This is a genomic window from Streptomyces saintjeani, assembly GCF_055409605.1.
Genome location: NZ_CP189624.1, coordinates 2,460,415 through 2,485,659, shown reverse-complemented (window position 1 = coordinate 2,485,659; position 25,245 = coordinate 2,460,415). Strand labels below are relative to the sequence as shown.

The following is a 25,245-nucleotide window of genomic DNA, read 5'->3' as shown; positions in this document are numbered from 1 at the left end:
TGATCACATAGGGTGAAAAGAAAAACGGGAGGTTCGGCGTGTTCGTTGAACGGGCGCCACTTGTCGACTTAGTGTCCTGTTCGGAAGACTCCAAGGAACAGACACACTGGTAACCCTAAACTTCAGCGTTAGGGTTCGGGTCGGCGCTACGGACCGTCCCATTCGGCATCCGTCGGCGGGGTTCGGACAACCGGGCAACGACGACAACGTAATTCGAGGCGAGAGGCCTTCGACGTGGCAGCACCGCAGAACTACCTCGCAGTCATCAAGGTCATCGGTGTCGGCGGCGGTGGTGTCAATGCCATCAACCGGATGATCGAAGTCGGTCTCAAGGGCGTCGAGTTCATCGCGATCAACACCGACGCGCAGGCGCTGTTGATGAGCGACGCCGACGTCAAACTGGACGTCGGCCGCGAACTCACCCGAGGACTGGGCGCAGGCGCCAACCCGGCCGTCGGCCGCAAGGCCGCCGAGGACCACCGCGAGGAGATCGAGGAGGTCCTCAAGGGGGCCGACATGGTCTTCGTGACGGCCGGCGAGGGCGGCGGCACCGGCACCGGCGGCGCACCCGTCGTCGCCAACATCGCGCGCAACCTGGGCGCCCTCACCATCGGCGTGGTCACCCGCCCGTTCACCTTCGAGGGCCGCCGACGCGCCAACCAGGCCGAGGACGGCATCGCGGAGCTGCGCGAAGAGGTCGACACCCTCATCGTCATCCCCAACGACCGGCTGCTGTCCATCTCGGACCGCCAGGTCTCCGTCCTCGACGCCTTCAAGTCGGCCGACCAGGTCCTGCTCTCCGGTGTCCAGGGCATCACCGACCTCATCACCACCCCGGGCCTGATCAACCTCGACTTCGCCGACGTCAAGTCCGTGATGTCCGAGGCCGGTTCGGCGCTCATGGGCATCGGCTCGGCCCGCGGCGACGACCGCGCGGTGGCCGCCGCCGAGATGGCCATCTCCTCGCCGCTCCTCGAAGCCTCCATCGACGGTGCCCGCGGTGTCCTGCTCTCCATCTCCGGTGGCTCCGACCTCGGCCTGTTCGAGATCAACGAGGCCGCCCAGCTGGTCTCCGAGGCCGCCCACCCCGAGGCGAACATCATCTTCGGCGCCGTCATCGACGACGCCCTCGGCGACGAGGTCCGCGTCACGGTCATCGCGGCCGGCTTCGACGGCGGCCAGCCCCCGGCCCGCCGCGACAACGTGATCGGCTCGGCCTCCACCCGCCGCGAGGAGCCCGCGCCGGCCGGCCGGCCCGAGTCCCGCCCGTCCTTCGGCTCGCTCGGCAGCGTGACGCCGAAGGAGGCCCCGGAGCCCGCTCCGGAGCCGGTCGCCGACCTGCCCCCGCTGAACCCGCCGGTCCCGCCGTCGCGGACGTACTCGGACAGCGCCGCCGAGGAACTGGACGTACCGGACTTCCTGAAGTGATAGGACAGCGCGAGAGCGTGCGCGGCGCGCACTTCGCCTTCACCGACCGGTGGGGCGGGGTGAGCGCCGCTCCGTATGAGGAGCTCAACCTGGGCGGCGCGGTCGGCGACGACCCCGCCGCCGTGCGGACCAACCGCGAACTGGCCGCCAAGTCGCTCGGGCTGGACCCGGCCGAGGTGGTCTGGATGAACCAGGTGCACGGCGCGGACGCCGAGGTCGTCACCGAACCCTGGGGCGCGCGGCCGGTCCCGGAGGTCGACGCGATCGTCACCGCCCGCCGCGGCCTCCCCCTCGCCGTCCTCACCGCCGACTGCGTCCCCGTCCTGCTGGCCGACCCGGTCGCCGGTGTCGCCGCCGCCGCTCACGCGGGCCGGCCCGGCATGGTGAAGGGGGTCGTCGCCTCCGCCGTACGCGCGATGGCGGAACTCGGCGCCGAGCCGGACCGGATCGTCGCCCGCACCGGACCCGCCGTCTGCGGCCGGTGTTATGAGGTGCCGTCGGACCTGCGCGCCGACGTCGCCGCGCTCGAACCGGCGGCGTACGCCGAGACGAGTTGGGGCACTCCCGCCGTCGACGTCGCCGCCGGGGTGCACGCGCAGTTGGAGCGGCTCGGGGTGCGCGACCGGGCGCAGTCGCCGGTGTGCACGCTGGAGTCGCACGACCACTTCTCGTACCGTCGCGACGGCGCCACAGGGCGACTCGCGGGATATGTCTGGCTGGGCTGATGGGGCATGACGGACCGTAAGGACGAACTCGCCGGGAATCTGGCGAAGGTGGAGGAGCGCATCGCGCGCGCGTGCGCGGATGCCGGGCGGGCCCGGTCGGAGGTGACGCTGATCGTCGTCACCAAGACCTACCCGGCGAGCGATGTGCGGATGCTGTCGGAACTCGGTGTGCGCCATGTCGCCGAGAACAAGGACCAGGACGCGGCGCCCAAGGCCGCCGAGTGCGCCGACCTCCCGCTGACCTGGCACTTCGTCGGGCAGTTGCAGACCAACAAGGCGCGTTCCGTGGTGGGTTACGCGGATTTCGTACAGTCTGTCGACCGGGACCGGCTCATCGTCTCGCTGTCCGGCCAGGCCGAGAAGGCCGGGCGCGAGGTGGGGTGCCTGATCCAGGTCGCGCTGGACGCGGGGGAGAGCGGCCGGGGTGAGCGCGGGGGCGTGGGGCCGGGCGGGATCGGGGAGTTGGCCGCACTCGTCGCGGCCTCGCCGGGGGTGCGGCTGGACGGTCTGATGACCGTCGCTCCGCTGACCGGTGAGTATGCCGGGCGTGAACGGGCAGCGTTTCAGCGGTTGATGGATTTGTCGACCGACCTGCGCCGAAGTCATCCGGCTGCCACCATGGTGTCAGCGGGGATGAGTGCGGACCTTGAGCAGGCCGTGGCGGCCGGGGCGACACATGTGCGCGTCGGCAGTGCGGTACTCGGAGTCCGTCCTCGGCTCGGGTAACGTCGCCAGGAAGTCGGACCACAGTAGAAAATATGGTCATTACCCGCCAGGAGGCGGACACAAGGGCCACGTGGATCGCGGGACTTGGCAGTCGTCAACCGATCCACCACAGAGCGGAGGACTCAGAGCATGGCCGGCGCGATGCGCAAGATGGCGGTCTACCTCGGCCTCGTGGAGGACGATGGGTACGACGGCCGGGGCTTCGACCCCGATGACGACTTCGAACCCGAGCTGGACGAACCCGAGCGCGACCACCGGCGGCACGAACCGTCGCACCAGTCGCACAACGCACATCAGTCCCAAAGGGACGAAGAGGTGCGAATCGTCCAGCCCCCCGCCCCTCGTGAGCCGGTGGTCCGTGCGGCGGCGGTGACCGCGGAATCCGGACGTCCCGCGCGCATCGCGCCCGTGGCGTCCATCACACAAGAACGTCAGTCCCTGGAGAAGAACGCACCGGTGATCATGCCCAAGGTCGTGTCCGAACGAGAGCCTTACCGGATCACCACGCTTCACCCGCGGACCTACAACGAGGCCCGTACCATCGGGGAACACTTCCGTGAGGGCACCCCGGTGATCATGAACCTCACCGAGATGGACGACACGGATGCGAAGCGACTTGTCGACTTTGCCGCCGGTCTGGTGTTCGGTCTCCATGGCAGCATCGAGCGGGTGACACAGAAAGTGTTCCTGTTGTCTCCTGCTAACGTCGATGTCACGGCGGAGGACAAGGCCCGCATCGCAGAGGGCGGGTTCTTCAACCAGAGCTGAGACGCACCACCGGATTTACCCGGCAAGACAAGACAGAGCACGCGTAAGCAGGGGAGAGGGAAGCACCGAACATGGGCGTGGTCCTGAACATCATCTACATCGCGCTGATGGTCTTCCTCATCGTGCTCATCTTCCGGCTGGTCATGGACTACGTCTTCCAGTTCGCCCGCTCGTGGCAACCCGGCAAGGCGATGGTGGTCGTTCTGGAGGCCACCTACACTGTCACCGATCCACCGCTCAAGCTTCTTCGGCGGTTCATCCCGCCGTTGCGTCTCGGGGGCGTGGCGCTCGACCTGTCCTTCTTCGTACTGATGATCATCGTCTATGTCCTGATCTCGATCGTGATCCGGCTGTGAACGATGTGACCTACCGTCTTGCCGATGCCGAAGACAACGTTGAGGTGAAGAGATGCCGTTGACCCCCGAGGACGTGCGGAACAAGCAGTTCACGACCGTCCGCCTCCGAGAAGGCTATGACGAGGACGAGGTCGATGCCTTCCTCGACGAGGTCGAAGCCGAACTGACCCGCCTGCTGCGCGAGAACGAGGACCTGCGCGCCAAGCTGGCCGCGGCCACCCGCGCCGCCGCGCAGAACCAGCAGCGCAAGGCCCCGGAGCCGCAGGACCAGCAGCAGGGCATGCCCCAGCAGCAGGGAATGCCGCCCCAGCAGGGCATGCCGCAGCAGGGGATGCCCCAGCAGCAGGGCATGCAACAGCAGGGCATGCAACAACAGGGCATGCAGCAGCAAGGGATGCAGCAGGGCATGCAGCAGCCCGGGATGCCCCAGCAGGGCATGCCCCCGCAGGGGATGCCGCAGCAGGGCATGCGAGGGCCGGGCGCCCCGGTGCCCGCAGGGATATCGGGCCCGCCGCAGCAGCAGATGGGCGGCCCCATGGGCGGCCCGCCCCAGCTGCCGAGCGGTGCCCCGCAGCTTCCGGCCGGTCCCAGCGGCCAGGGTCCCCAGGGCCCGGGTCCGATGGGTCAGGGGCCGATGGGTCCCGGCCCGATGGGCCAGGGTCCGATGGGCGGTCAGCCGCCCATGCAGCAGCAGATGGGCGGCCCGATGGGTGGCCCCATGGGCGGTCCGATGGGCGGCCCCGGCCAGGGTCCCGGCGGCGACAGCGCGGCTCGTGTCCTCTCGCTGGCCCAGCAGACCGCCGACCAGGCGATCGCCGAGGCACGCTCCGAGGCCAACAAGATCGTCGGCGAGGCCCGTTCGCGCGCCGAGGGCCTGGAGCGCGACGCCCGCGCCAAGGCCGACGCCCTGGAGCGGGACGCCCAGGAGAAGCACCGCGTCGCCATGGGCTCCCTGGAGTCCGCCCGCGCCACGCTGGAGCGCAAGGTCGAGGACCTGCGCGGCTTCGAGCGCGAGTACCGCACCCGCCTGAAGTCCTACCTGGAATCCCAGCTGCGTCAGCTGGAGACCCAGGCCGACGACTCCCTGGCCCCGCCGCGCACCCCCGCGACGGCTTCCCTGCCGCCGTCCCCGTCGCCCTCCATGGCTCCGGCCGGCGCGAGCGCCCCGTCCTACGGCGCGGGTGCGCCCGGCATGGGCGGTTCGGGCATGGGTGGCGGAATGGGCGGTCCCGGCATGGGTGGTTCGGGCATGGGGCAGCCCAGCCCCGCCGGTCCGTCCTACGGCGGCCAGCAGCAGATGTCCCCGGCGATGACTCAGCCGATGGCTCCCGTCCGTCCGCAGGGTCCCTCCCCGATGGGCCAGGCTCCCTCGCCGATGCGCGGCTTCCTCATCGACGAGGACGACAACTGACGGCCTCCTAGAGGCCCCTACGGCACGTAGTACGCCGTAGGCACAGGCAGCGTTCAGGGCGCGGCCCCGGATTCGTCCGGGGCCGCGCCCTTTTTACGCGTGTTGCGGAGGAGTTGGGCAGGACGGCGGGGGACGACGAAGGCCCGGCTCCCCCCGCTTGGGGGGAACCGGGCCTAGGCCGTACGGTGTTACGCCTTGCGCAGGCGGAACGTCAGGCTGAGCCCCTCGTCCGTGAACGGCTCGCCGTACGTGCCGTCGGCGGGGCCGGTCGCGAAGTCCGTCGCGAGGACCTCGTCGGCGATGAGGGTGCTGTGGCCGGTCAGGGCCTCGGTGACCGCCGGGTCGGCGGACTCCCAGCGCAGGGCGATGCGGTCGGCGACGTCGAGGCCGCTGTTCTTGCGGGCCTCCTGGATCAGGCGGATCGCGTCACGGGCCAGGCCCGCGCGGCGCAGTTCCTCGGTGATCTCCAGGTCCAGGGCGACGGTCGCGCCGGAGTCGGAGGCCACCGACCAGCCCTCGCGGGGCGTCTCGGTGACGATGACCTCGTCCGGGGACAGGGTGATCGTCTCGCCGTCGACCTCGACCGACGCCGTGCCCTCGCGCAGGGCCAGCGACAGGGCCGCCGCGTCCGTGTTCGCGACCGCCTTGGCGACGTCCTGGACGCGCTTGCCGAACCTCTTGCCGAGCGCCCGGAAGTTGGCCTTCGCGGTGGTGTCGACGAGGCTGCCGCCCACCTCGGAGAGGGACGCCAGCGACTCGACGTTCAGCTCCTCCGTGATCTGCGCGTGCAGTTCGCGGTCGAGGGCGTCGAAGCCGGACGCCGCGATCAGCGCGCGCGACAGCGGCTGACGGGTCTTCACACCGGACTCGGCGCGGGTCGCGCGGCCCAGCTCGACGAGGCGCCGGACCAGGGCCATCTGCCGCGACAGCTCCGGGTCGATCGCCTTCTCGTCCGCCTCCGGCCACGAGGACAGGTGCACGGACTCCGGGGCGCCCGGGGTGACCGGGACGACCAGGTCCTGCCAGACCCGCTCGGTGATGAACGGGGTCAGCGGCGCCATCAGCTTCGTGACCGTCTCGACGACCTCGTGCAGCGTGCGCAGCGCCGCCTTGTCGCCCTGCCAGAAACGGCGCCGGGAGCGGCGTACGTACCAGTTCGACAGGTCGTCGACGAACGCGGACAGGAGCTTGCCGGCGCGCTGGGTGTCGTAGGCGTCCAGTGCCTCCGTCATCTGGGCGGTCAGGGCGTGGAGTTCGGACAGGAGCCAGCGGTCCAGGACCGGGCGGTCGGCGGGGGCCGGGTCGGCCGCCGAGGGGGACCAGTTGGACGTGCGGGCGTACAGGGCCTGGAAGGCGACCGTGTTCCAGTACGTCAGGAGGGTCTTGCGGACGACCTCCTGGATCGTGCCGTGGCCCACCCGGCGCGCGGCCCACGGGGAGCCGCCGGCGGCCATGAACCAGCGGACCGCGTCGGCGCCGTGCTGGTCCATCAGCGGGATCGGCTGGAGGATGTTGCCGAGGTGCTTGGACATCTTGCGGCCGTCCTCGGCCAGGATGTGGCCGAGGCAGACGACGTTCTCGTAGCTCGACTTGTCGAAGACCAGCGTGCCGATCGCCATCAGCGTGTAGAACCAGCCGCGGGTCTGGTCGATCGCCTCGGAGATGAACTGCGCCGGGTAGCGGGACTCGAAGAGTTCCTTGTTCTTGTACGGGTAGCCCCACTGCGCGAACGGCATGGAACCCGAGTCGTACCAGGCGTCGATGACCTCGGGGACGCGGGTCGCCGCCTTGCCGCAGTCCGGGCAGCCGAACGTGACGGCGTCGATGTACGGCCGGTGCGGGTCCAGGGACGACTGGTCGGTGCCGGTCAGCTCGGTCAGCTCCGCGCGGGAGCCGACGACCGTGAGGTGGTCGTCCTCGCAGCGCCAGATCGGCAGCGGGGTGCCCCAGTAGCGGTTGCGCGACAGCGCCCAGTCGATGTTGTTGGTGAGCCAGTCGCCGTAGCGGCCGTGCTTGACCGTGTCCGGGAACCAGTTCGTCTTCTCGTTCTCCTGGAGGAGGCGGTCCTTGACCGCCGTCGTGCGGATGTACCAGGAGGGCTGCGCGTAGTAGAGGAGCGCGGTGTGACAGCGCCAGCAATGCGGGTAGCTGTGCTCGTACGGGATGTGCCTGAAGAGGAGGCCGCGCTGCTGAAGGTCCTCGGTGAGCTTTTCGTCCGCCTTCTTGAAGAAGACTCCGCCGACCATCGGTACGTCCGCCTCGAACGTGCCGTCCGGGCGGACCGGGTTCACGACCGGCAGGCCGTACGCGCGGCAGACCTTGAGGTCGTCCTCGCCGAACGCGGGGGACTGGTGGACGAGGCCGGTGCCGTCCTCGGTGGTCACGTACTCGGCGTTGACGACGTAATGCGCCGGAGCCGGGAACTCAACCAGATCGAACGGACGTTGGTAGTTCCAGCGCTCCATTTCGGCGCCGGTGAAGGTCTGACCTGTGGTCTCCCAGCCCTCGCCGAGCGCCTTGGTGACGAGCGGTTCGGCGACGACCAGCTTCTCCGTGCCGTCCGTCACGACCGCGTAGGTCACCTCGGGGTGCGCGGCCACGGCCGTGTTGGAGACCAGTGTCCAGGGGGTCGTCGTCCACACCAGGAGGGCGGCCTCGCCGGCCAGCGGACCGGAGGTGAGAGGGAAACGGACGTACACGGACGGGTCGACGACCGTCTCGTAGCCCTGGGCCAGCTCGTGGTCCGAGAGGCCGGTGCCGCAGCGCGGGCACCAGGGGGCGACGCGGTGGTCCTGGACCAGGAGACCCTTGTTGAAGATCTCCTTCAGCGACCACCAGACGGACTCGATGTACTCCGGGTCCATCGTCACGTACGCGTCGTCGAGGTCGACCCAGTAGCCCATACGGGTCGTCAGCTCGGAGAACGCGTCCGTGTGGCGCAGCACCGACTCCCGGCACTTCGCGTTGAACTCCGCGATGCCGTACGTCTCGATGTCCTGCTTGCCGGAGAAGCCCAGCTCCTTCTCGACCGCCAGCTCCACCGGCAGGCCGTGGCAGTCCCAGCCGGCCTTGCGGCCGACGTGGTAGCCGCGCATCGTGCGGAACCGGGGGAAGACGTCCTTGAAGACGCGGGCCTCGATGTGGTGGGCGCCGGGCATGCCGTTCGCGGTGGGCGGGCCCTCGTAGAACACCCACTCCGGGCGGCCCTCGGACTGCTCCAGCGTCTTGGCGAAGATCTTCTGCTCGCGCCAGAAGTCGAGCACGGTGTGCTCCAGCGCGGGCAGGTCGACCTGGGCGGGGACCTGGCGGTACGTCGGCTCTGTCATCTGCGAGCTTCCTCCAACGGACTTGCTGCCTTCCGTCGGAGGGACGAGAGCCGTTTCGCTCCCGCGGTACCACCCTCCTTGGCCCACCGGTCCTCCGGGGAGCCCCCTCATTGGGTTCGCGAAACCGGGTCTACTCGCCTGGCGGCTTTCTTCCGGCGGCTCCGGGGTGATCTTCACGACGCGCTCACCCCCGGGCTCCCACCGTCCCCGGGTCGCTCTCGGCCGCGTACGCCGCTACTCGTCCCCATCAATGCTTTGTCGCTCCGGCCAGTGTACGGGGCTCCGGGCGGGGTGGCCGAACGGAATTCCCGGGGTGCGCGGCAGGCGGTCCGACCTGTTGCCGAGCGGGTGAAGTCGATTTATCGTCCCAGCACGATTCGCGCGCAAGATCACGTATGTGAAGGGGCCGCGGCCATGGTGGCTAAGAACAAGAAGAGTGCGGGTACGGCTGTGCTGGCTGTCAGGGAGGGAGAGGAGCCGTGGACGCCGGACGAGGTGGCCGAGGCACGCGCCGAGCTGATGTCCGAGGTCATGCGGCTGCGGTCGGAGATCGACGCGTCCGAGGGAGCGCTGGCCGGGCTCATGCGGGATTCCGGGGACGGGGCGGGGGACGATCAGGCGGACACCGGGACGAAGAACATCACGCGGGAGCACGAGATGGCGCTCACCGCGAACGCCCGGGAGATGCTGGAGCAGAGCGAGCGGGCGTTGGAGCGGCTCGATGCGGGGACGTACGGGTTGTGCGAGAGCTGCGGGGAGGCGATCGGGAAGGCCCGGATGCAGGCGTTTCCTCGGGCGACCTTGTGTGTTGCGTGCAAGCAGAAGCAAGAACGGCGCTACTGAGGGGGGTGGCGGGGGGTTCGTTGCCGGGTGCGGGCTCGCTGTGGCTGGTCGCGCAGTTCCCCGCGCCCCTTGAAAAGACGGCGCTGCGCGCCTGCCTTTTCAAGCGTGTCGTACTCTCGTCCTCACTGGTACCTACGTGAGGGACTTACGTGGCAGAGGTGGAGCGCGTTATCGGTACGTCGGAGGTTCCCGAGGGGGAGTCGCCTCGGGGGAAGCGGCGGGTTCTCGTGTTGTTCACGGTGGCCGCTGTCGCTTACGCGCTCGATCTCGTCAGCAAGATCATCGTGGTCGCCAAGCTTGAGCATCATGCTCCCGTCGAACTGATCGGGGACTGGCTCAAGCTGGACGCGATCCGCAATTCCGGGGCCGCGTTCAGCTTCGGGGAAGCGTTCACCGTGATCTTCACGGTGATCGCCGCCACCGTGATCGTCGTGATCGTGCGGCTGGCCCGGAAGCTGTACAGCCTGCCGTGGGCGATCGCGCTCGGGCTGCTGCTCGGGGGGGCGCTCGGGAACCTCACCGACCGGATCTTCCGGTCGCCCGGGATCTTCGAGGGGGCCGTCGTCGACTTCATCGCCCCCAAGCACTTCGCCGTGTTCAATCTCGCCGACTCCGCGATCGTCTGCGGCGGCATTCTGATCGTCCTCCTGTCGTTCAAGGGACTGGACCCGGACGGGACCGTCCACAAGGACTGACATACTCGACGGGTGAGCACCATTCCCGAGATCCGAACCCTGCCCGTGCCCGACGGCCTGGAGGGCGAGCGTGTCGACGCCGCCATCTCCCGGATGTTCGGCTTCTCCCGCACGAAGGCCGCCGAGCTGGCCGCGGCGGGGAAGGTCTCGGTGGACGGCTCGGTGGTCGGCAAGTCGGAGCGCGTGCACGGCGGCGCCTGGCTGGAGGTCGAGATGCCGCAGGCCCCCGCACCGGTGCAGATCGTCGCGGAGCCGGTCGAGGGCATGGAGATCGTGTACGACGACGACGACGTCGTCGTCATCATGAAGCCGGTCGGCGTCGCCGCGCACCCGTCCCCGGGGTGGACCGGGACCACCGTCATCGGCGGGCTCGCCGCCGCCGGGTACCGCATCTCCACGTCCGGCGCCGCCGAGCGCCAGGGGATCGTGCACCGGCTCGACGTCGGGACGTCCGGCCTGATGGTCGTCGCCAAGTCGGAGCGGGCGTACACCTCGCTGAAGCGGCAGTTCAAGGAACGCGTCGTCGACAAGCGCTACCACACCCTCGTCCAGGGGCACCCCGACCCGACGAGCGGCACCATCGACGCGCCCATCGGACGCCACCCCCAGCACGACTACAAGTGGGCCGTCACCGCCGACGGCAAGGACTCCGTCACCCACTACGACCTCATCGAGGCGTTCCGTTCGGCCTCCCTGCTCGACATCAAGCTGGAGACCGGGCGCACCCACCAGATCCGCGTGCACATGTCCGCGCACCGGCACCCCTGCGTCGGCGACCTCACGTACGGCGCCGACCCCACCCTCTCCAAGCGGCTGCGCCTGACCCGGCAGTGGCTGCACGCGGTCCGCCTCGGCTTCGAGCACCCCGGGGACGGGGAGTGGGTCGAGTTCTCCAGCGACTATCCCGCGGACCTTCAGCTCGCGCTGGACCTCGTCCGGGAGGAGACGTACGGGTGAGCCGCGGCGTTTCTCCGGGCTCGCGCGGTGCGTGCGAGGCTTGTTCTTGATCGGTTGTGTCTAGAACGCCGGAGCGACTGCCGTGGATCAGCTGGCCCTCTTGTTCGTCCTGCTGCTCGGGGCCGTGATCAGTGTGCCCGTCGGTGACCGGTTCGGGTTGCCGTCCCCGGTGCTGATGACGCTGCTCGGGATTCTGCTCGCCGTCGCGGACTTCGTGCCCAACGTCGATATTCCGCCCGGGCTGATCCTGCCCGTGCTGTTGCCGCCGCTGCTGTACGCGGCCGTGCGGCGGACCTCCTGGCGGCAGTTCGCCGCGAATCGGCGGCCCATCTTCCTGCTCGCCGTCGCGCTCGTCTTCGTGACCACGTTCTCCGTCGCCGCCGTCGCCCACAGCATCGTGCCCGGGCTGTCCGTCGCTGCCGCTGTCGCGCTGGGGGCGCTGGTGGCTCCACCCGACCCCGTCGCCGCCACCGCCGTCGCCGGGCAACTGGGGCTGCCCCGGCGGCTCGTCTCCATCCTGGAGGGGGAGGGGCTGTTCAACGACGTCACCGCGATCGTGCTGTACCACGTCGCCATCGCCGCCGTCGTCAGCGGGGAGTTCCATGCGGGGGAGGCCGTTCTCCAGTTCGTGCTGTCCGCCGTCGTCGCTGTCGTGGTGGGGGTTGTGCTCGGGTGGGGGGCCAACAAGCTGCTCGATCTGCTCGGGGACGCGACTCTTCAGATCAGTCTGACGTTGCTCGTGCCGTTCGCCGCGTACGTGCTGGCCGAGGAACTGCATGGGTCCGGGGTGCTGGCCGTTCTGACCTGTGCGCTTTTTCTCGCCGAGTACGCCACCGACCCCGACGACGTCGTCAATCGGCTTGCCGGGCACGCGTTCTGGGACATCGTCGACACGCTCGTCACCGGCGTCGCCTTCGGGCTGATCGGGCTTGAGCTGCACAACGCCATTCGGACCGCTTCCGGGCGCTGGGGGGAGATGCTCGGGTGGGCCGCCATTGTTGCCGGAGTCGTTATTTTTGTGCGGCTTCTGTGGTTGCTTCCCGCGGGGTGGCTGGCCCGGAAGCTGCATGCTCGGCGGGATGTCGACGAGGAGATTCCGATGAGCTGGCGGGAGACCGTCGTCATGTGGTGGTCCGGGATGCGGGGGGTTGCCTCTGTCGCCCTTGCTCTTGCCATTCCCTTGCATGTCGACGACGGGTCCGCTTTTCCCGCCCGCGACGAGATCGTCTTCATCGCCTTCGGGGTGATCATGACCACCCTTGTGCTTCAGGGGCTGACCCTGCCGTTTCTTGTCCGGCGGCTCGGGGTTCGGGCCGATACCGAGCGGGAGAAGGAGTACGAGCGGGAGTTGGCGGTTCGGGCCGCCAAAGCCGCCAAGCGGAGGTTGCGGGAGATCGAGGAGGTGGAGGAGTTGCCGGAGGAGGTGTCCGAGCAGCTGTTGCGGCGGGCGTTTGAGATCGGGGTGCGGATTTCTCCTCATATTGTCGAGGACGAGCGGCGGGAGGGGCATGAGAAGCGGGTGCGGAGGCTGAAGCGGGTGCGGCGGATTCAGGGGGAGATGATGAGTGCGGCTCGGCATGAGGTGTTGGCTGCGCGGAGTGAGAGCGGGGCGGATCCGGAGATTGTGGATCGGGTGTTGAGGCAGTTGGATGTGCGGAGCCTGCGGTGATGCCGGGGGCTTTCCCACCCCGCCCGCCCGTTTCCAGTTCGTTGAGGGGTGGGCGTTTCCTGTGGGGGTGATCGCCGTTGGCGGGTTGGGGGTGTTGGGGGCGGAATGGGTGGAGTGGTGAGGGGCGGGGTGCGGCGCCGTGGGGGCTGGGCGCGCAGTTCCCCGCGCCCCTGAGGGGGCGCTGCGCGCCCATGGGGTGCGTGAGGCGTCCCCGTACCGTCATCCCCGCGGCGCGTGCGGAGGCTCGTGCGCCCTGCGTGGTGACACCCCGTCCGGGCGCGGGCTCGTCGGGGGCAGGTGGGCGTCCGCCGTGTTGACCCGGGGGAGGGCGTGCGGGTGGTGCGTACAGAGCCAGGTGATCATCTGTTCGCGGACCGTCACCCGCACCTTCCAGATGTCGTCCGCGTCCTTCGCCGTCAGGAGGGCGCGGACCTCGATCGTGTTCGGGGTGCTGTCGGTCACCGTCAGGTCGTACGCGCGGCCGTCCCAGTGCTCGCACGCCCGGAGGATGTCGCGCAGGTGGACCCGCATCGCGTCCAGCGGGGCCGAGTGGTCCAGTTGCCAGAACACCGTGCCGGTCAGCTGCGCCCCGCCCCGCGACCAGTTCTCGAACGGCTTGGACGTGAAGTACGACACCGGCATCGTGATCCGGCGTTCGTCCCAGGTGCGGACGGTCAGGTACGTCAGGGTGATGTCCTCGACCGTGCCCCACTCCCCGTCGACGACGACCGTGTCACCGAGCCGGACCATGTCGCCGAAGGCGATCTGGAACCCGGCGAACATGTTGCTGAGGGTGGACTGGGCGGCGATACCGGCGACGATGCCGATGATGCCGGCGGAGGCGAGCAGCGAGGCCCCGGCGGCGCGCATCGCGGGGAACGTGAGCAGCATCGCGGCGATGGCGACGACCCCCACGACGGCCGCGACGACCCGCATGATCAGGGAGACCTGGGTGCGTACCCGGCGTACGCGCGCGGGGTCGCGGCCTGCGCGGGAGCTGGCGTACCGGGTGAACGTCGTCTCCACGATCGCGGCGGAGATGCGGACGATCACCCAGGCCGCGGAGCCGATCAGCACCAGCGTCAGCGCGCGGCCGATGGCGACGCGGTGGTCCTGGAGCAGTTCGGCCCTGTCGTACGAGCCTCTCAGCAGGGCGGCGCAGATCAGCAGCTGGTAGGGGACGCGGCCCCGGCGCAGCAGGCCCCACAGCGGGGTCTCCGAGTGGCGGGCGTCGGCCTTGCGCAGAAGGCGGTCGGTGGCCCAGCCGATGAGCAGGGTCAGGGCGAGTGAGCCGCCCACGACGATCACGGGTCGGAGCAGGTTCTCCATACCGTCGAACGTAGCCGCTCAGGGGTGGCCCTGAACATGGGGCCCGTGAGACTCGTGTGCAGGGTGTGGCTGGCACCATGAGGGCATGAACATCATGCTCTTCCACTCGACCTACGGCCTCAGGCCCGCCGTACAGGACGCCGCGGAGCGGCTGCGCGGGGCCGGGCACGTGGTCTGGACGCCCGATCTCTTCGAGGGGCGGACGTTCGACGAGGCCGAGGCGGGGATGGAGTTCAAGGAGACCGTCGGCAAGGAGGAACTCCTCAAGCGCGCCGTCCTCGCCGCCGCCCCCTACTCCGAGCGCGGCCTGGTCTACGCCGGCTTCTCGCTGGGCGCGTCCGTCGCGCAGACCCTCGCACTCGGCGACGAGAAGGCGCGCGGCCTGCTCCTGCTGCACGGCACGTCGGACATCGCGCCCAACGCCTCCGTGGACGAACTCCCCGTACAGCTGCACGTCGCCTCGCCGGACCAGTTCGAGACGGACGACTGGCTGAACTCCTGGTACCTCCAGATGGGCCGGACCGGCGCCGACGTGGAGGTCCACCGGTACGCCGGGGCCGGCCACCTCTACACCGACCCCGGCCTCCCCGACTACGACGAGGAGGCCGCCGAGACCACCTGGCGGGTGGCGCTCGGCTTCCTCGAAACGCTCTAGGACCTACACCGGGTCGTACGTCCGCTCGACCTTCTGGCTCCCGGCGAGCGTGCGGTAGGACCGCGACCACGACGACGTCGCGTTCTGCTTCGTCTTGTCGGAGAGCGTGTAGTAGTCCATCTGCGCGCGGGCGGGCGTGATGTCGAGTACGCCGTACCCGTGGCGGTCGGTGTCGATCCACTGGACGTGGCGGTTGGCGGCGCGGATCACCGGCGAGGCCAGCGCGGAGATGACGCCCTCGGGGGCGTTCGTGAGGTCGTCGAGGTTGTCGGAGGTGACCGACGTGACGACGAACTCGGTGGCCGCGGACGGGGAGAGGGGGTAGGTGCCGGCGTCCACGGGGACGTCGTTCGCCCACGCCATGTGGATGTCGCCGGTGAGGAAGACCGTGTTGGAGATCGCGTTCGACCTCAGGTGGGCCAGCAGCTCGCGCCGGTCGTCGGTGTAGCCGTCCCACTGGTCGGTGTTGAGGGCGAGGCCCTCCTCGGGCAGGCCGAGCAGCTTGGCCAGCGGCTTGAAGATGTCGGCGGCCAGGGAGCCGATCGCGAACGGCGAGATCATCACCGAGTTCCCGACGAGCTTCCACGTAGTGTCGGAGGACTTCAGCCCGGCCTTCAGCCAGTCCAGCTGGGCGCGCCCGGTGATCGTGCGCCCGGGGTCGTCCACCGAGCCGTTGCCCGTCTTGACCTGCTGGGAGCGGAAGGACCGCAGGTCGAGCAGCGAGAGGTCGGCGAGCTTCCCGAACCGCAGCCGCCGGTAGGTCGTACCGGCGAGGGCGGGCCGCACCGGCATCCACTCGAAGTACGCCTGCTTGGCGGCGGCCTGCCGGGCCGTCCAGGTGCCCTCGGCGCCCTCGGTGTGGTTCTCGGCGCCGCCGGACCAGGAGTCGTTGGCGAACTCGTGGTCGTCCCAGATCGCGACGACCGGCGCCTTGGCGTGCAGCGCCTGGAGGTCGCCGTCCGTCTTGTAGTTGCCGTGCCGGGCGCGGTAGTCGGCGAGGGTGACGATCTCGTGGGTGGGGACGTGCGGGCGGATCACCTTGCCCCGGGTGCCGTACTGGCCGGTGCCGTACTCGTAGATGTAGTCGCCGAGGTGCAGCCAGGCGTCCAGGTCACCCCGTGCGGCGAGGTGGCGGTACGACGCGAAGTACCCGGCCTCCCAGTTCGCGCAGGAGACCACGCCGAAGCGCAGACCCGTGACGGACGCGTCGGCCGCCGGGGCCGTACGGGTGCGCGCGACGGGGGAGAGGGCGGTGCCCGCCGAGAAGCGGAACCAGTAGTCGGTCGCCGGGGCGAGGCCGCGGACGTCCGCCTTGACGGTGTGGTCGGAGGCGGCGGTCGCGGTGACGGTGCCGCGCGCGGCGATGTCCGTGAGGGCCTTGTCGCGGGCTATCACCCATTCCACCTCGGTGTCCGGGCCGAGTCCCGAGCCGGGGAGCGCCTCGGGCGCGGGCGTCACCCGGGTCCACAGCAGGACGCCGTCGGCGAGGGGGTCGCCGGAGGCGAGGCCGTGCAGGAAGGCCGGGGCGGTTTCGGAGGCTGCGCGCGCGGGCAGGGCGGCGGCCAGCGGTCCGGCCAGGACGGCGGTCGCCGCCGCGGCCTTGACGACCGTACGGCGGCGCGGGGTGAGGGGCTCGTGAGTGCGTCTTTGCGGTGTGGTCACGAACCCTCAGGTTACTGATCAGTATGAACGGGGGCGGGCGAACTCGTGAAGTCCGCCCGCCAGTTGTTCACCGAGGAGGGGTTCAGCCCTTGATCGCGGCGTCGACCACCTGGTTGAACTGGTCCACCGTCATCATCGGCTTCCCGTCGTTGAGCTGCTTGCCGTCCATGACGAAGCCGGGCGTGCCCTGGACGCCTTCCTTGTTGTCGTCGAACGTCTTCGACATGGCCATCGCCCAGGCGTCGTACGTGCCCTTCTTGACGGCGTCCTGGAACTTGGCGTTGCCCTTGAGCGCCGGGACCGTGTCGGCTATCTCGATGAGGTAGCTGTCGTCCTTGAACTTGTCGGTCGTCTCCTCCGGGTGCCACTTCGTCGAGTACATCGCGGCCTTGTACTCGAGGAACGCCTCGGGGCTGACGTTCAGCGCGGCGCCGAGGGCGCTGAGGGCGTTCTTGGAGCCCTCGCCGTTGTCCTTGTTGTCGATGAAGGTCGCGCCGACGTACTGGAACTTGAACTTGCCGTCGTCGATGTCCTTCTTCACGGTCGTCCCGACCGTCTGCTCGAACTGGGCGCAGATCGGGCAGCGCGGGTCCTCGAAGATCTTGAGGGTCTTCTTCGCGGTGTCCTTGCCGATGACGACGGTCGTGCCCTTGTCGCCGGTGGTGTTGGCCGGGGCGACGACGGTGTCGCTCTTCGCGGCCTCCCAGTGGGAGGGCTTGTTGGCCTGGATCACCGCGTAGCTGATCCCGCCGGCCGCCGCCAGCACCGCCAGCGCCGAGGCGGCCACGATGACCTGCCGCTTGACCTTGTCCTTCTTCGCCTGCCGCTCGCGCTCCTCGCGCAGCCGCTCGCGCGCCGCGCTCTTCGACGCCTGACTGTTGCGCTTGCTCATGTCGGTGTTCTCCCTGAAAGCGTGTGAAAAGGGGTGTACGGGGGTGTCGCGTCGCGTGCCTGAACCGTCAGGCGCAGGCGGCGAGCGGCGGACCCCTGCGTCCCAGGGAGTGGACGAGGAGCAGGTCACGGACGGCGGCCGTACGGCGCGTCGCGCGCGGCAGGCGGCCGGTGACACCGGTCTCGGGGCGCGGCCGGTGCGTCACGGCGGCCACCGCGAGCAGCAGCGGCCGGAACGTCGTCACCGCGGCGGCCCGCAGCAGCTGGGCCAAGGCCCGCTCGCCCCGGCGCAGCCAGGCGGCGGCGACCAGGCCGACGCTGACGTGCGCCGCGAGCAGCCCCCACGCCGTCGCCGGGTCGGCGTGCGCGAGGAGCGCCGGGACCTGGCCGGACTGGGTGACGCGGGTGAGGGGGGTGCCGAACTCGGTGCCGTCGCCGCACAGGACGTTCCAGCCGACCGAGCGCAGCGGGCCGGTGACCGGGCCGCCGGCCGGGCCGTAGCAGACGTGCTGACCGGTCGTGAAGACCGTGTCGGCCGCCAGCTCCAGCGGGACCAGCAGCGCGGCGATCCGGGTGTAGCCGCGTTCGCGGCCCGCGAGGAGGTAGGCGAGCGCGAACACGGCCGCCGTGATCAGCGCGACCGTGTTCAGCGGCAGGGGGGCCCGGGACAGCAGGACGTGCGACGCGGTGCTGAGCGTCACGACGAGTGCCGTGAACAGCGCCGCGCGCGCGGCTCTGAGTCGGGTCCCGGATATGTCCATAACACCGGCAGTGTGACACGGGCTGTCGTAAGAGGCTCCTAAAAGGTGCCTGTGAGAGGCCCCGGGGCGGCCATGTGTGCCCTTCCCGTCACCTTTCTCGTCACAGCTTCTGTCACAGCCCCGCTATCCGGCCGTTGCGGAACAGGTCGACGAAGGTCTGGTGGTCGGCCCGCGCGCGGGCGCCGTAGCTGTGCGCGAAGTCCACCAGGAGCGGCGCGAGGCCCTCCTCGTCGGCCGCGAGTGCCGCGTCGATGGCCCGTTCCGTGGAGAACGGCACCAGCGACTCGCCCGAGGTGTCGTCCGCCGCCGCGTGCATCGTCGCCGTCGCCCGGCCGAGGTCCGCGACGACCGCCGCGATCTCCTCCGGGTCGTCGATGTCGCCCCAGTCCAGGTCCACCGCGTACGGCGACACCTCGGCGACCAGCTGGCCCGCGCCGTCCAGCTCGGTCCAGCCCAGCCACGGGTCCGCGTGCGCCTGGAGGGCGCGCTGGGAGATGACCGTGCGGTGGCCCTCGTGCTGGAAGTAGTCCCGGATCGCGCGGTCCGTGATGTGCCGGGAGACCGCCGGGGTCTGGGCCTGCTTGATGTAGATCACGACGTCGTTCTCCAGGGCGTCGCTGTGCCCCTCCAGCAGGATGTTGTACGACGGCAGCCCGGCCGACCCGATGCCGATGCCCCGGCGGCCGACGACGTCCTTGACGCGGTACGAGTCCGGGCGGGCCAGCGAGGAGTCCGGGAGCGTCTCCAGGTAGCCGTCGAACGCGGCCAGCACCTTGTAGCGCGTCGCCGCGTCCAGCTCGATGGAGCCGCCGCCCGGCGCGAAGCGGCGCTCGAAGTCACGGATCTCCGTCATCGACTCCAGGAGACCGAAGCGGGTCAGCGAGCGGGCGTCCCTGAGCGCGTCCAGGAGCGGGCCCTCGGCGGTGTCCAGCGTGAACGGCGGTACCTCGTCGCGCTTCGCGCCCGTCGCCAGCGCGTGGATGCGCTCGCGGTACGCGCCCGCGTAGACGCCGACCAGCTCGCCGATCTGCTCGTCGCTCAGCGCCTTCGCGTACCCGATGAGGGCGATGGAGGCGGCGAAGCGCTTGAGGTCCCAGGTGAAGGGGCCGACGTACGCCTCGTCGAAGTCGTTGACGTTGAAGATCAGGCGGCCCGTCGCGTCCATGTACGTGCCGAAGTTCTCCGCGTGCAGGTCGCCGTGGATCCATACGCGCGCGGTGCGGTCGTCGAGGTAGGGGCCGCCGTGCTTCTCCGCGTCCAGGTCGTGGTAGAAGAGAGCGGCCGTCCCCCGGTAGAACGCGAACGCGGAAGCCGCCATCTTGCGGAACTTCACGCGGAACGCGGCCGGGTCGGCGGCCAGGAGCTCGCCGAACGCGGTGTCGAAGACGGCGAGGATCTCCTCGCCGCGCTGCTCGTCGTTGAGCCGGTTGACCGACATCGCCGGGTGCCTCCTGGTGCGTATGTGTTCGGCAGCGTTTCTGCGTATCTGCCGACTCCAACGGACGGGTCCTTCGATTGGTGCCCGCCAGTGAAGGTACGCGGGGGAGACCTTCGCGTGTCAGTGCCGAGGCATAGACTTCACGCCGACCCCCAGACCACTCCGCAGTCCCGTCGCCACCCGTTTCCCTGTAGGAGGCCAAGCCGTGTCAAAGCCGCCGTTCACGCACCTGCACGTCCACACCCAGTACTCGCTGCTGGACGGTGCCGCGCGGCTCAAGGACATGTTCGACGCGTGCAACGAGATGGGCATGACCCACATCGCGATGTCCGACCACGGCAACCTCCACGGCGCCTACGACTTCTTCCACACCGCGAAGAAGGCGGGCGTCACCCCGATCATCGGCATCGAGGCGTACGTCGCCCCCGAGTCCCGGCGCAACAAGCGCAAGATCCAGTGGGGCCAGCCGCACCAGAAGCGCGACGACGTCTCGGGCTCCGGCGGGTACACGCACAAAACGATGTGGGCCGTGAACAAGACCGGCCTGCACAACCTCTTCCGCCTCTCCTCCGACGCGTACGCGGAGGGCTGGCTCCAGAAGTGGCCCCGGATGGACAAGGAGACCATCTCCCAGTGGTCCGAGGGCATCGTCGCCTCCACCGGCTGCCCCTCCGGCGAGCTCCAGACCCGGCTGCGCCTCGGCCAGTACGACGAGGCCCTCAAGGCGGCGGCCGACTACCAGGACATCTTCGGCAAGGACCGCTACTTCCTGGAGCTGATGGACCACGGCATCGAGATCGAGCACCGGGTCCGCGACGGCCTCCTGGAGATCGGCAAGAAGCTCGGCATCCCGCCCCTGGTGACGAACGACTCGCACTACACGTACGCGCACGAGGCGACGGCGCACGACGCGCTGCTGTGCATCCAGACCGGCAAGAACCTCTCCGACCCGGACCGCTTCAAGTTCGACGGCACCGGCTACTACCTCAAGTCCACGGACGAGATGTACGCCGTCGACTCCTCCGACGCCTGGCAGGAGGGCTGCGCCAACACGCTCCTCATCGCCGAGATGGTCGACACCACCGGCATGTTCGAGGAGAAGAACCTCATGCCGAAGTTCGACATCCCCGACGGCTACACCGAGGTCTCCTGGTTCCGCGAGGAGACCATGCGCGGCATGAACCGCCGCTTCCCGGACGGCATCCCGGACGACCGCATGAAGCAGGTCGAGTACGAGATGGACACCATCATCTCGATGGGCTTCCCGGGCTACTTCCTCGTCGTCGCCGACTTCATCATGTGGGCCAAGAAGCAGGGCATCGCCGTCGGCCCCGGCCGAGGCTCGGCGGCCGGCTCGATCGTCGCGTACGCCATGGGCATCACCGACCTCGACCCCATCCCGCACGGCCTGATCTTCGAGCGGTTCCTCAACCCCGAGCGCATCTCCATGCCGGACGTCGACATCGACTTCGACGAGCGCCGGCGCGTCGAGGTGATCCGGTACGTGACGGAGAAGTACGGCTCCGACAAGGTCGCCATGATCGGCACCTACGGCAAGATCAAGGCCAAGAACGCCATCAAGGACTCCGCGCGCGTCCTCGGGTACCCGTACGCCATGGGCGACCGCCTCACCAAGGCCATGCCCGCCGACGTCCTCGGCAAGGGCATCGACCTCGACGGCATCACCAACCCCTCGCACCCCCGGTACAACGAGGCGGGCGAGATCCGGGGGATGTACGAGAACGAGCCGGACGTCAAGAAGGTCATCGACACCGCCAAGGGCGTCGAGGGCCTGGTCCGGCAGATGGGCGTGCACGCCGCCGGCGTCATCATGTCCAGCGAGCCCATCGTCGACCACGCCCCGATCTGGGTCCGGCACACCGACGGCGTCACCATCACGCAGTGGGACTACCCGCAGTGCGAGTCGCTCGGCCTGCTGAAGATGGACTTCCTCGGCCTGCGCAACCTGACGATCATGGACGACGCCGTCAAGATGGTGAAGTCCAACAAGGGCGTCGAACTCGACCTCCTCGCGCTGCCGCTCGACGACCCGAAGACCTTCGAACTCCTCCAGCGCGGCGACACCCTCGGCGTCTTCCAGTTCGACGGCGGCCCCATGCGCTCGCTGCTGCGCCTGATGAAGCCGGACAACTTCGAAGACATCTCCGCCGTCTCCGCGCTCTACCGTCCCGGCCCGATGGGCATGGACTCGCACACCAACTACGCGCTGCGCAAGAACAAGCTCCAGGAGATCACCCCGATCCACAAGGAGCTGGAGGAGCCGCTCGAAGAGGTCCTCGCGGTCACCTACGGCCTGATCGTCTACCAGGAGCAGGTGCAGAAGGCCGCCCAGATCATCGCCGGGTACTCCCTCGGCGAGGCCGACATCCTGCGCCGCGTGATGGGCAAGAAGAAGCCCGAGGAACTGGCCAAGAACTTCACCATCTTCCAGGCCGGCGCCCAGAAGAACGGCTACAGCGACGAGGCGATCCAGGCCCTGTGGGACGTGCTGGTGCCGTTCGCCGGGTACGCCTTCAACAAGGCGCACTCCGCCGCGTACGGGCTCGTCTCCTACTGGACCGCCTACCTCAAGGCCAACTACCCCGCCGAGTACATGGCCGGGCTCCTGACGTCCGTCAAGGACGACAAGGACAAGTCCGCGATCTACCTCAACGAGTGCCGGCGCATGGGCATCAAGGTGCTGCCGCCGGACGTCAACGAGTCCGTGCACAACTTCGCCGCGCAGGGTGACGACGTGATCCTCTTCGGGCTCGAAGCGGTCCGTAACGTCGGCACGAACGTCGTCGAGTCGATCATCCGCAGCCGCAAGGCCAAGGGGAAGTACGGGTCCTTCCCCGACTACCTCGACAAGGTCGAGGCCGTCGCCTGCAACAAGCGGACCACCGAGTCGCTGATCAAGGCCGGGGCGTTCGACTCCCTCGGGCACACGCGCAAGGGGCTCACCGCGCACTTCGACACGATGATCGACAACGTGGTCGCGGTGAAGCGCAAGGAGGCCGAGGGGCAGTTCGACCTGTTCGGGGGGATGGGGGAGGAGGACAGCGACGAGCCGGGGTTCGGGCTGGACGTCGAGTTCACCACCGACGAGTGGGAGAAGACGTATCTGCTCGCGCAGGAGCGGGAGATGCTCGGGCTGTACGTCTCCGACCACCCCCTGTTCGGGCTTGAGCACGTGCTGTCCGACAAGGCCGACGCCGGGATCTCGCAGCTCACGGGCGGTGAGCACGCGGACGGGGCCGTCGTGACCATCGGGGGGATCATCTCCGGGCTCCAGCGCAAGATGACCAAGCAGGGCAACGCGTGGGCCATCGCGACGGTCGAGGATCTCGCCGGGTCCATCGAGTGCATGTTCTTCCCGGCGACGTACCAGCTGATCTCCACGCAGCTCGTCGAGGACGCGGTCGTGTTCGTCAAGGGCCGCCTCGACAAGCGGGAGGACGTGCCGCGGCTCGTCGCGATGGAGCTGGCCGTGCCGGACCTGTCCAACGCGGGGACCAACGCGCCGGTGATCCTGACGATCCCGGCGACCCGGGTGACGCCGCCGATGGTGAGCCGGCTGAACGAGATCCTCACGCATCACCGGGGGGACAGCGAGGTGCGGATCCGGTTGCAGGGGCCGACGAAGACGACGATCCTGCGGCTGGACCGGCACCGGGTGAAGCCGGACCCGGCGTTGTTCGGTGACCTGAAGGTGCTGCTGGGTCCGGCGTGCCTGGCGGGGTAGGGGGAGGTCGGGGCTGTGGTGTGCCGGGTGCGGGTAGTCGGTGGCTGGTCGCGCCCGCGCGGCGGTAGCCGCAAATCGACACAGCCCCGCGCCCCTGAATGCCCTCGCCTGGCTCGGCGCTTAGACGCACAGCTTGTTGGTGTGAAAGAGGGGCGCATCCCTTTGCGGGTGCGCCCCTCTTCGTGCTCAGGCTGCTACTGCCCTGTACCGCTCGCCTCAGTTGTGGCCGAAGCGGCGTTCGCGGTGTTTGCGGGCCATGTCCATCGGGCTTGCCGTGGTGGCTCGCCTGGCTTCCGCTTCCATCGCCGACTGCTGGGCCTGCTGCTGGCCGCGTTCCGCCTGGGAAGCCTGAGCGGCCTGGGCGCGGTTCTGTTTCTTGTTCTTGGCCATGGGGATCTGCCTCCTGGGATGGTTAGGGGCTAGGGCCTGGTTCAGACTCACACGGCTGGAGATAAGCCGCATTTCGGATCATTGCCCTGTGTGACCAAGGGGGCGGAGGGGGCAATGTCCCCAAACGCCACGCCGAAGATCGAGTTCCGGCCGTTAACCCCCGCGAGGTCGGGCAGACTCCAAGGAAGCCCGAAGCACAACTACCGGGAAGAGGGTGAGTCGCGTGGACCGCTGCATCGTCCTGGTGGACGCCGGGTATCTGCTGGGGGCCGCCGCCAGTCTCCTCGCCGGCGATCCCTCGCGCTCCCGTATCAGCGTCGACCACAGTGCGCTCGTACAGGGCCTGCGAGAACAGGCGGAGTCCGATACGGAACGGCCGCTGCTGCGGATCTACTGGTTCGACGGCGCCCCCGACCGCGTCCCCCAGCCCGAGCACCGCAGGCTGCGCGTGATGCCCCGGGTCACCGTCCGGCTCGGCGCGCTGACCCGCAGCGACGGACGCTGGGCGCAGAAGGGCGTCGACGCGGCGATGCACGCCGAGCTGACCGAGCTGGCCCGCAACCGCGCCTGTTCGGACGTCGTGCTGGTGACCGGCGACGGCGATCTGCTGCCGGGGATGATGGCCGCGAAGGAGCACGGCGTCGCCGTACACCTGTGGGCCGTCCAGGCCGCCGACGGGGACTACAACCAGTCGGAGGACCTCGTCGCGGAGGCGGACGAGCGGCGGGTGCTCGACCGGACGTGGATCACGAAGGCCGTCCGCGCGAAGGAGCACGGCGGGGTGTGCGCGCCGCAGCCCGTGCCGCGCCCGGAGATCGCGGCGATCCTCGGAGCCCCCCTGCCGGACGCGCCGCGTCCCCCCGACTCCGAGCCGCACGAGCACGCGCCGGCCGACGGCAACGGCGTCTCGGAGCGCGTCCCCGCGCACAAGGGCATCCCCACACCGAAGGACCTCGCCGCCCTGCGCGCCTCCGGTGAGAAGCCGCTCCCCGCCCCGGCCGCGACCCTGCGCTGGTCCTCCGACAAGGGCTGGGTCGACCGACCCGCCGCCGAAGCCCCCGAGGCCGCCGCGATGCCGACGCTCGCGCAGCTCACCACCGCCGAACAGCGCTGGGCGGACCGCGAGGAGGACATCACGACCGTCGGCGGCGACCCGTACGAGGTCGGGCAGGTGTTCGCGCGGCGCTGGATCGCCCGTCTCGGTGACCACGGTCACCTCCCGAAACTGTCCGGAATGTATCCCCGCGTCCCCCACCGCATCGACGGCGAGCTGCTGCGCTACGCCGCCCGCTTCGGGCTCCTCGCGCACAAGGACGACCAGATCGACGAGCACGACCGGTACGCGATCCGGGCCGGATTCTGGCGTGAGATCGACGCCAGGACCGGCGTCGAGCACCAGCCGGCCGCCGACTGAGCGACGACCCGGACAAGGGCCGGGCCCGCCGACCCCGTACGCTCTCCCCTTGTGAG

20 protein-coding genes are annotated in these 25,245 nt (G+C 69.4%); 13 read left to right on the top strand and 7 right to left on the bottom strand.

Annotated features, from left to right (window positions below; all coding sequences use genetic code 11):
• Positions 1–234 precede the first annotated feature (234 nt).
• The 6 genes from ftsZ (at position 235) to ACQCO7_RS11045 (ending at position 5,414) form a co-directional block, all read left to right on the top strand.
• Positions 235–1,428, top strand: a complete 1,194-nt coding sequence (ftsZ, locus tag ACQCO7_RS11070; protein ID WP_464071658.1) for a cell division protein FtsZ — start codon at positions 235–237, stop codon at positions 1,426–1,428.
• Entirely contained in the window at positions 1,425–2,153 is a 729-nt protein-coding gene (gene pgeF / locus ACQCO7_RS11065; RefSeq protein WP_464071657.1) for a peptidoglycan editing factor PgeF, read from the top strand. The genes ftsZ and pgeF overlap by 4 nt, the downstream gene beginning before the upstream one ends.
• A 6-nt stretch (positions 2,154–2,159) precedes the next feature.
• Positions 2,160–2,879 carry a YggS family pyridoxal phosphate-dependent enzyme gene (locus ACQCO7_RS11060; RefSeq protein ID WP_464071656.1) on the top strand — a complete coding sequence of 240 codons (720 nt, stop codon included), beginning with the start codon at positions 2,160–2,162 and terminating at the stop codon, positions 2,877–2,879.
• 129 nt (positions 2,880–3,008) lie between these two features.
• The gene (locus ACQCO7_RS11055) at positions 3,009–3,647 is read left to right on the top strand and encodes a cell division protein SepF (RefSeq protein WP_010350400.1); all 639 of its coding nucleotides are present in this window, start codon (positions 3,009–3,011) and stop codon (positions 3,645–3,647) included.
• A gap of 71 nt (positions 3,648–3,718) precedes the next feature.
• Positions 3,719–4,003: a YggT family protein gene (locus tag ACQCO7_RS11050; protein ID WP_010350399.1), complete on the top strand. Its 285-nt coding sequence runs from the start codon at positions 3,719–3,721 to the stop codon at positions 4,001–4,003.
• A 52-nt stretch (positions 4,004–4,055) separates the two neighbouring features.
• Positions 4,056–5,414 carry a DivIVA domain-containing protein gene (locus tag ACQCO7_RS11045; protein ID WP_464071655.1) on the top strand — a complete coding sequence of 453 codons (1,359 nt, stop codon included), beginning with the start codon at positions 4,056–4,058 and terminating at the stop codon, positions 5,412–5,414.
• Positions 5,415–5,602: 188 nt separating this feature from the next.
• Here the strand turns inward: ACQCO7_RS11045 and ileS are convergent, their stop codons facing one another.
• A complete protein-coding gene (gene ileS, locus ACQCO7_RS11040) occupies positions 5,603–8,740 on the bottom strand; it encodes an isoleucine--tRNA ligase (RefSeq protein ID WP_464071654.1) in 3,138 nt (1,045 codons plus the stop codon).
• Positions 8,741–8,986: 246 nt separating this feature from the next.
• On the opposite strand from ileS, the gene ACQCO7_RS11035 reads away from it, so the two are divergent.
• From ACQCO7_RS11035 to ACQCO7_RS11020, 4 genes are all read left to right on the top strand, one after another.
• Positions 8,987–9,583: a TraR/DksA family transcriptional regulator gene (locus ACQCO7_RS11035; protein ID WP_464077192.1), complete on the top strand. Its 597-nt coding sequence runs from the start codon at positions 8,987–8,989 to the stop codon at positions 9,581–9,583.
• A gap of 149 nt (positions 9,584–9,732) precedes the next feature.
• Positions 9,733–10,278: a signal peptidase II gene (lspA, locus tag ACQCO7_RS11030; RefSeq protein ID WP_464071653.1), complete on the top strand. Its 546-nt coding sequence runs from the start codon at positions 9,733–9,735 to the stop codon at positions 10,276–10,278.
• 12 nt (positions 10,279–10,290) lie between these two features.
• The gene (locus ACQCO7_RS11025) at positions 10,291–11,235 is read left to right on the top strand and encodes an RluA family pseudouridine synthase (RefSeq protein WP_409114613.1); all 945 of its coding nucleotides are present in this window, start codon (positions 10,291–10,293) and stop codon (positions 11,233–11,235) included.
• A gap of 82 nt (positions 11,236–11,317) precedes the next feature.
• Entirely contained in the window at positions 11,318–12,904 is a 1,587-nt protein-coding gene (locus ACQCO7_RS11020) for a Na+/H+ antiporter (RefSeq protein ID WP_464071652.1), read from the top strand.
• Between the two features lie 219 nt (positions 12,905–13,123).
• On the opposite strand, the gene ACQCO7_RS11015 is transcribed toward ACQCO7_RS11020, so the two are convergent.
• The gene (locus tag ACQCO7_RS11015) at positions 13,124–14,233 is read right to left on the bottom strand and encodes a mechanosensitive ion channel family protein (protein ID WP_464071651.1); all 1,110 of its coding nucleotides are present in this window, start codon (positions 14,231–14,233) and stop codon (positions 13,124–13,126) included.
• 85 nt (positions 14,234–14,318) lie between these two features.
• Here ACQCO7_RS11015 and ACQCO7_RS11010 point away from each other — a divergent pair, with 85 nt between their 5' ends.
• Positions 14,319–14,888 (top strand): dienelactone hydrolase family protein, encoded by a 570-nt coding sequence (locus ACQCO7_RS11010; protein ID WP_010350388.1) that lies wholly within the window; start codon positions 14,319–14,321, stop codon positions 14,886–14,888.
• A gap of 3 nt (positions 14,889–14,891) precedes the next feature.
• Here the strand turns inward: ACQCO7_RS11010 and ACQCO7_RS11005 are convergent, their stop codons facing one another.
• The 4 genes from ACQCO7_RS11005 to ACQCO7_RS10990 all read right to left on the bottom strand — a co-directional run bounded on the left by ACQCO7_RS11005 (position 14,892) and on the right by ACQCO7_RS10990 (position 19,640).
• Positions 14,892–16,550 carry an alkaline phosphatase D family protein gene (locus ACQCO7_RS11005; protein ID WP_464071650.1) on the bottom strand — a complete coding sequence of 553 codons (1,659 nt, stop codon included), beginning with the start codon at positions 16,548–16,550 and terminating at the stop codon, positions 14,892–14,894.
• Positions 16,551–16,632: 82 nt separating this feature from the next.
• Positions 16,633–17,442: a thioredoxin domain-containing protein gene (locus ACQCO7_RS11000; protein ID WP_464071649.1), complete on the bottom strand. Its 810-nt coding sequence runs from the start codon at positions 17,440–17,442 to the stop codon at positions 16,633–16,635.
• A 67-nt stretch (positions 17,443–17,509) separates the two neighbouring features.
• Complete coding sequence (locus ACQCO7_RS10995; protein ID WP_464071648.1) at positions 17,510–18,202, bottom strand: hypothetical protein; 693 nt, start codon at positions 18,200–18,202, stop codon at positions 17,510–17,512.
• Between the two features lie 112 nt (positions 18,203–18,314).
• Positions 18,315–19,640 carry a DUF2252 domain-containing protein gene (locus tag ACQCO7_RS10990; protein ID WP_464071647.1) on the bottom strand — a complete coding sequence of 442 codons (1,326 nt, stop codon included), beginning with the start codon at positions 19,638–19,640 and terminating at the stop codon, positions 18,315–18,317.
• Positions 19,641–19,845: 205 nt separating this feature from the next.
• Here ACQCO7_RS10990 and dnaE point away from each other — a divergent pair, with 205 nt between their 5' ends.
• Entirely contained in the window at positions 19,846–23,385 is a 3,540-nt protein-coding gene (gene dnaE / locus ACQCO7_RS10985; protein ID WP_464071646.1) for a DNA polymerase III subunit alpha, read from the top strand.
• A gap of 216 nt (positions 23,386–23,601) precedes the next feature.
• Here dnaE and ACQCO7_RS10980 read toward each other — a convergent pair whose 3' ends face one another.
• Complete coding sequence (locus tag ACQCO7_RS10980) at positions 23,602–23,775, bottom strand: hypothetical protein (protein WP_464071645.1); 174 nt, start codon at positions 23,773–23,775, stop codon at positions 23,602–23,604.
• Positions 23,776–23,998: 223 nt separating this feature from the next.
• Here ACQCO7_RS10980 and ACQCO7_RS10975 point away from each other — a divergent pair, with 223 nt between their 5' ends.
• Positions 23,999–25,189: an NYN domain-containing protein gene (locus tag ACQCO7_RS10975; protein WP_464071644.1), complete on the top strand. Its 1,191-nt coding sequence runs from the start codon at positions 23,999–24,001 to the stop codon at positions 25,187–25,189.
• Positions 25,190–25,245 lie beyond the last annotated feature (56 nt).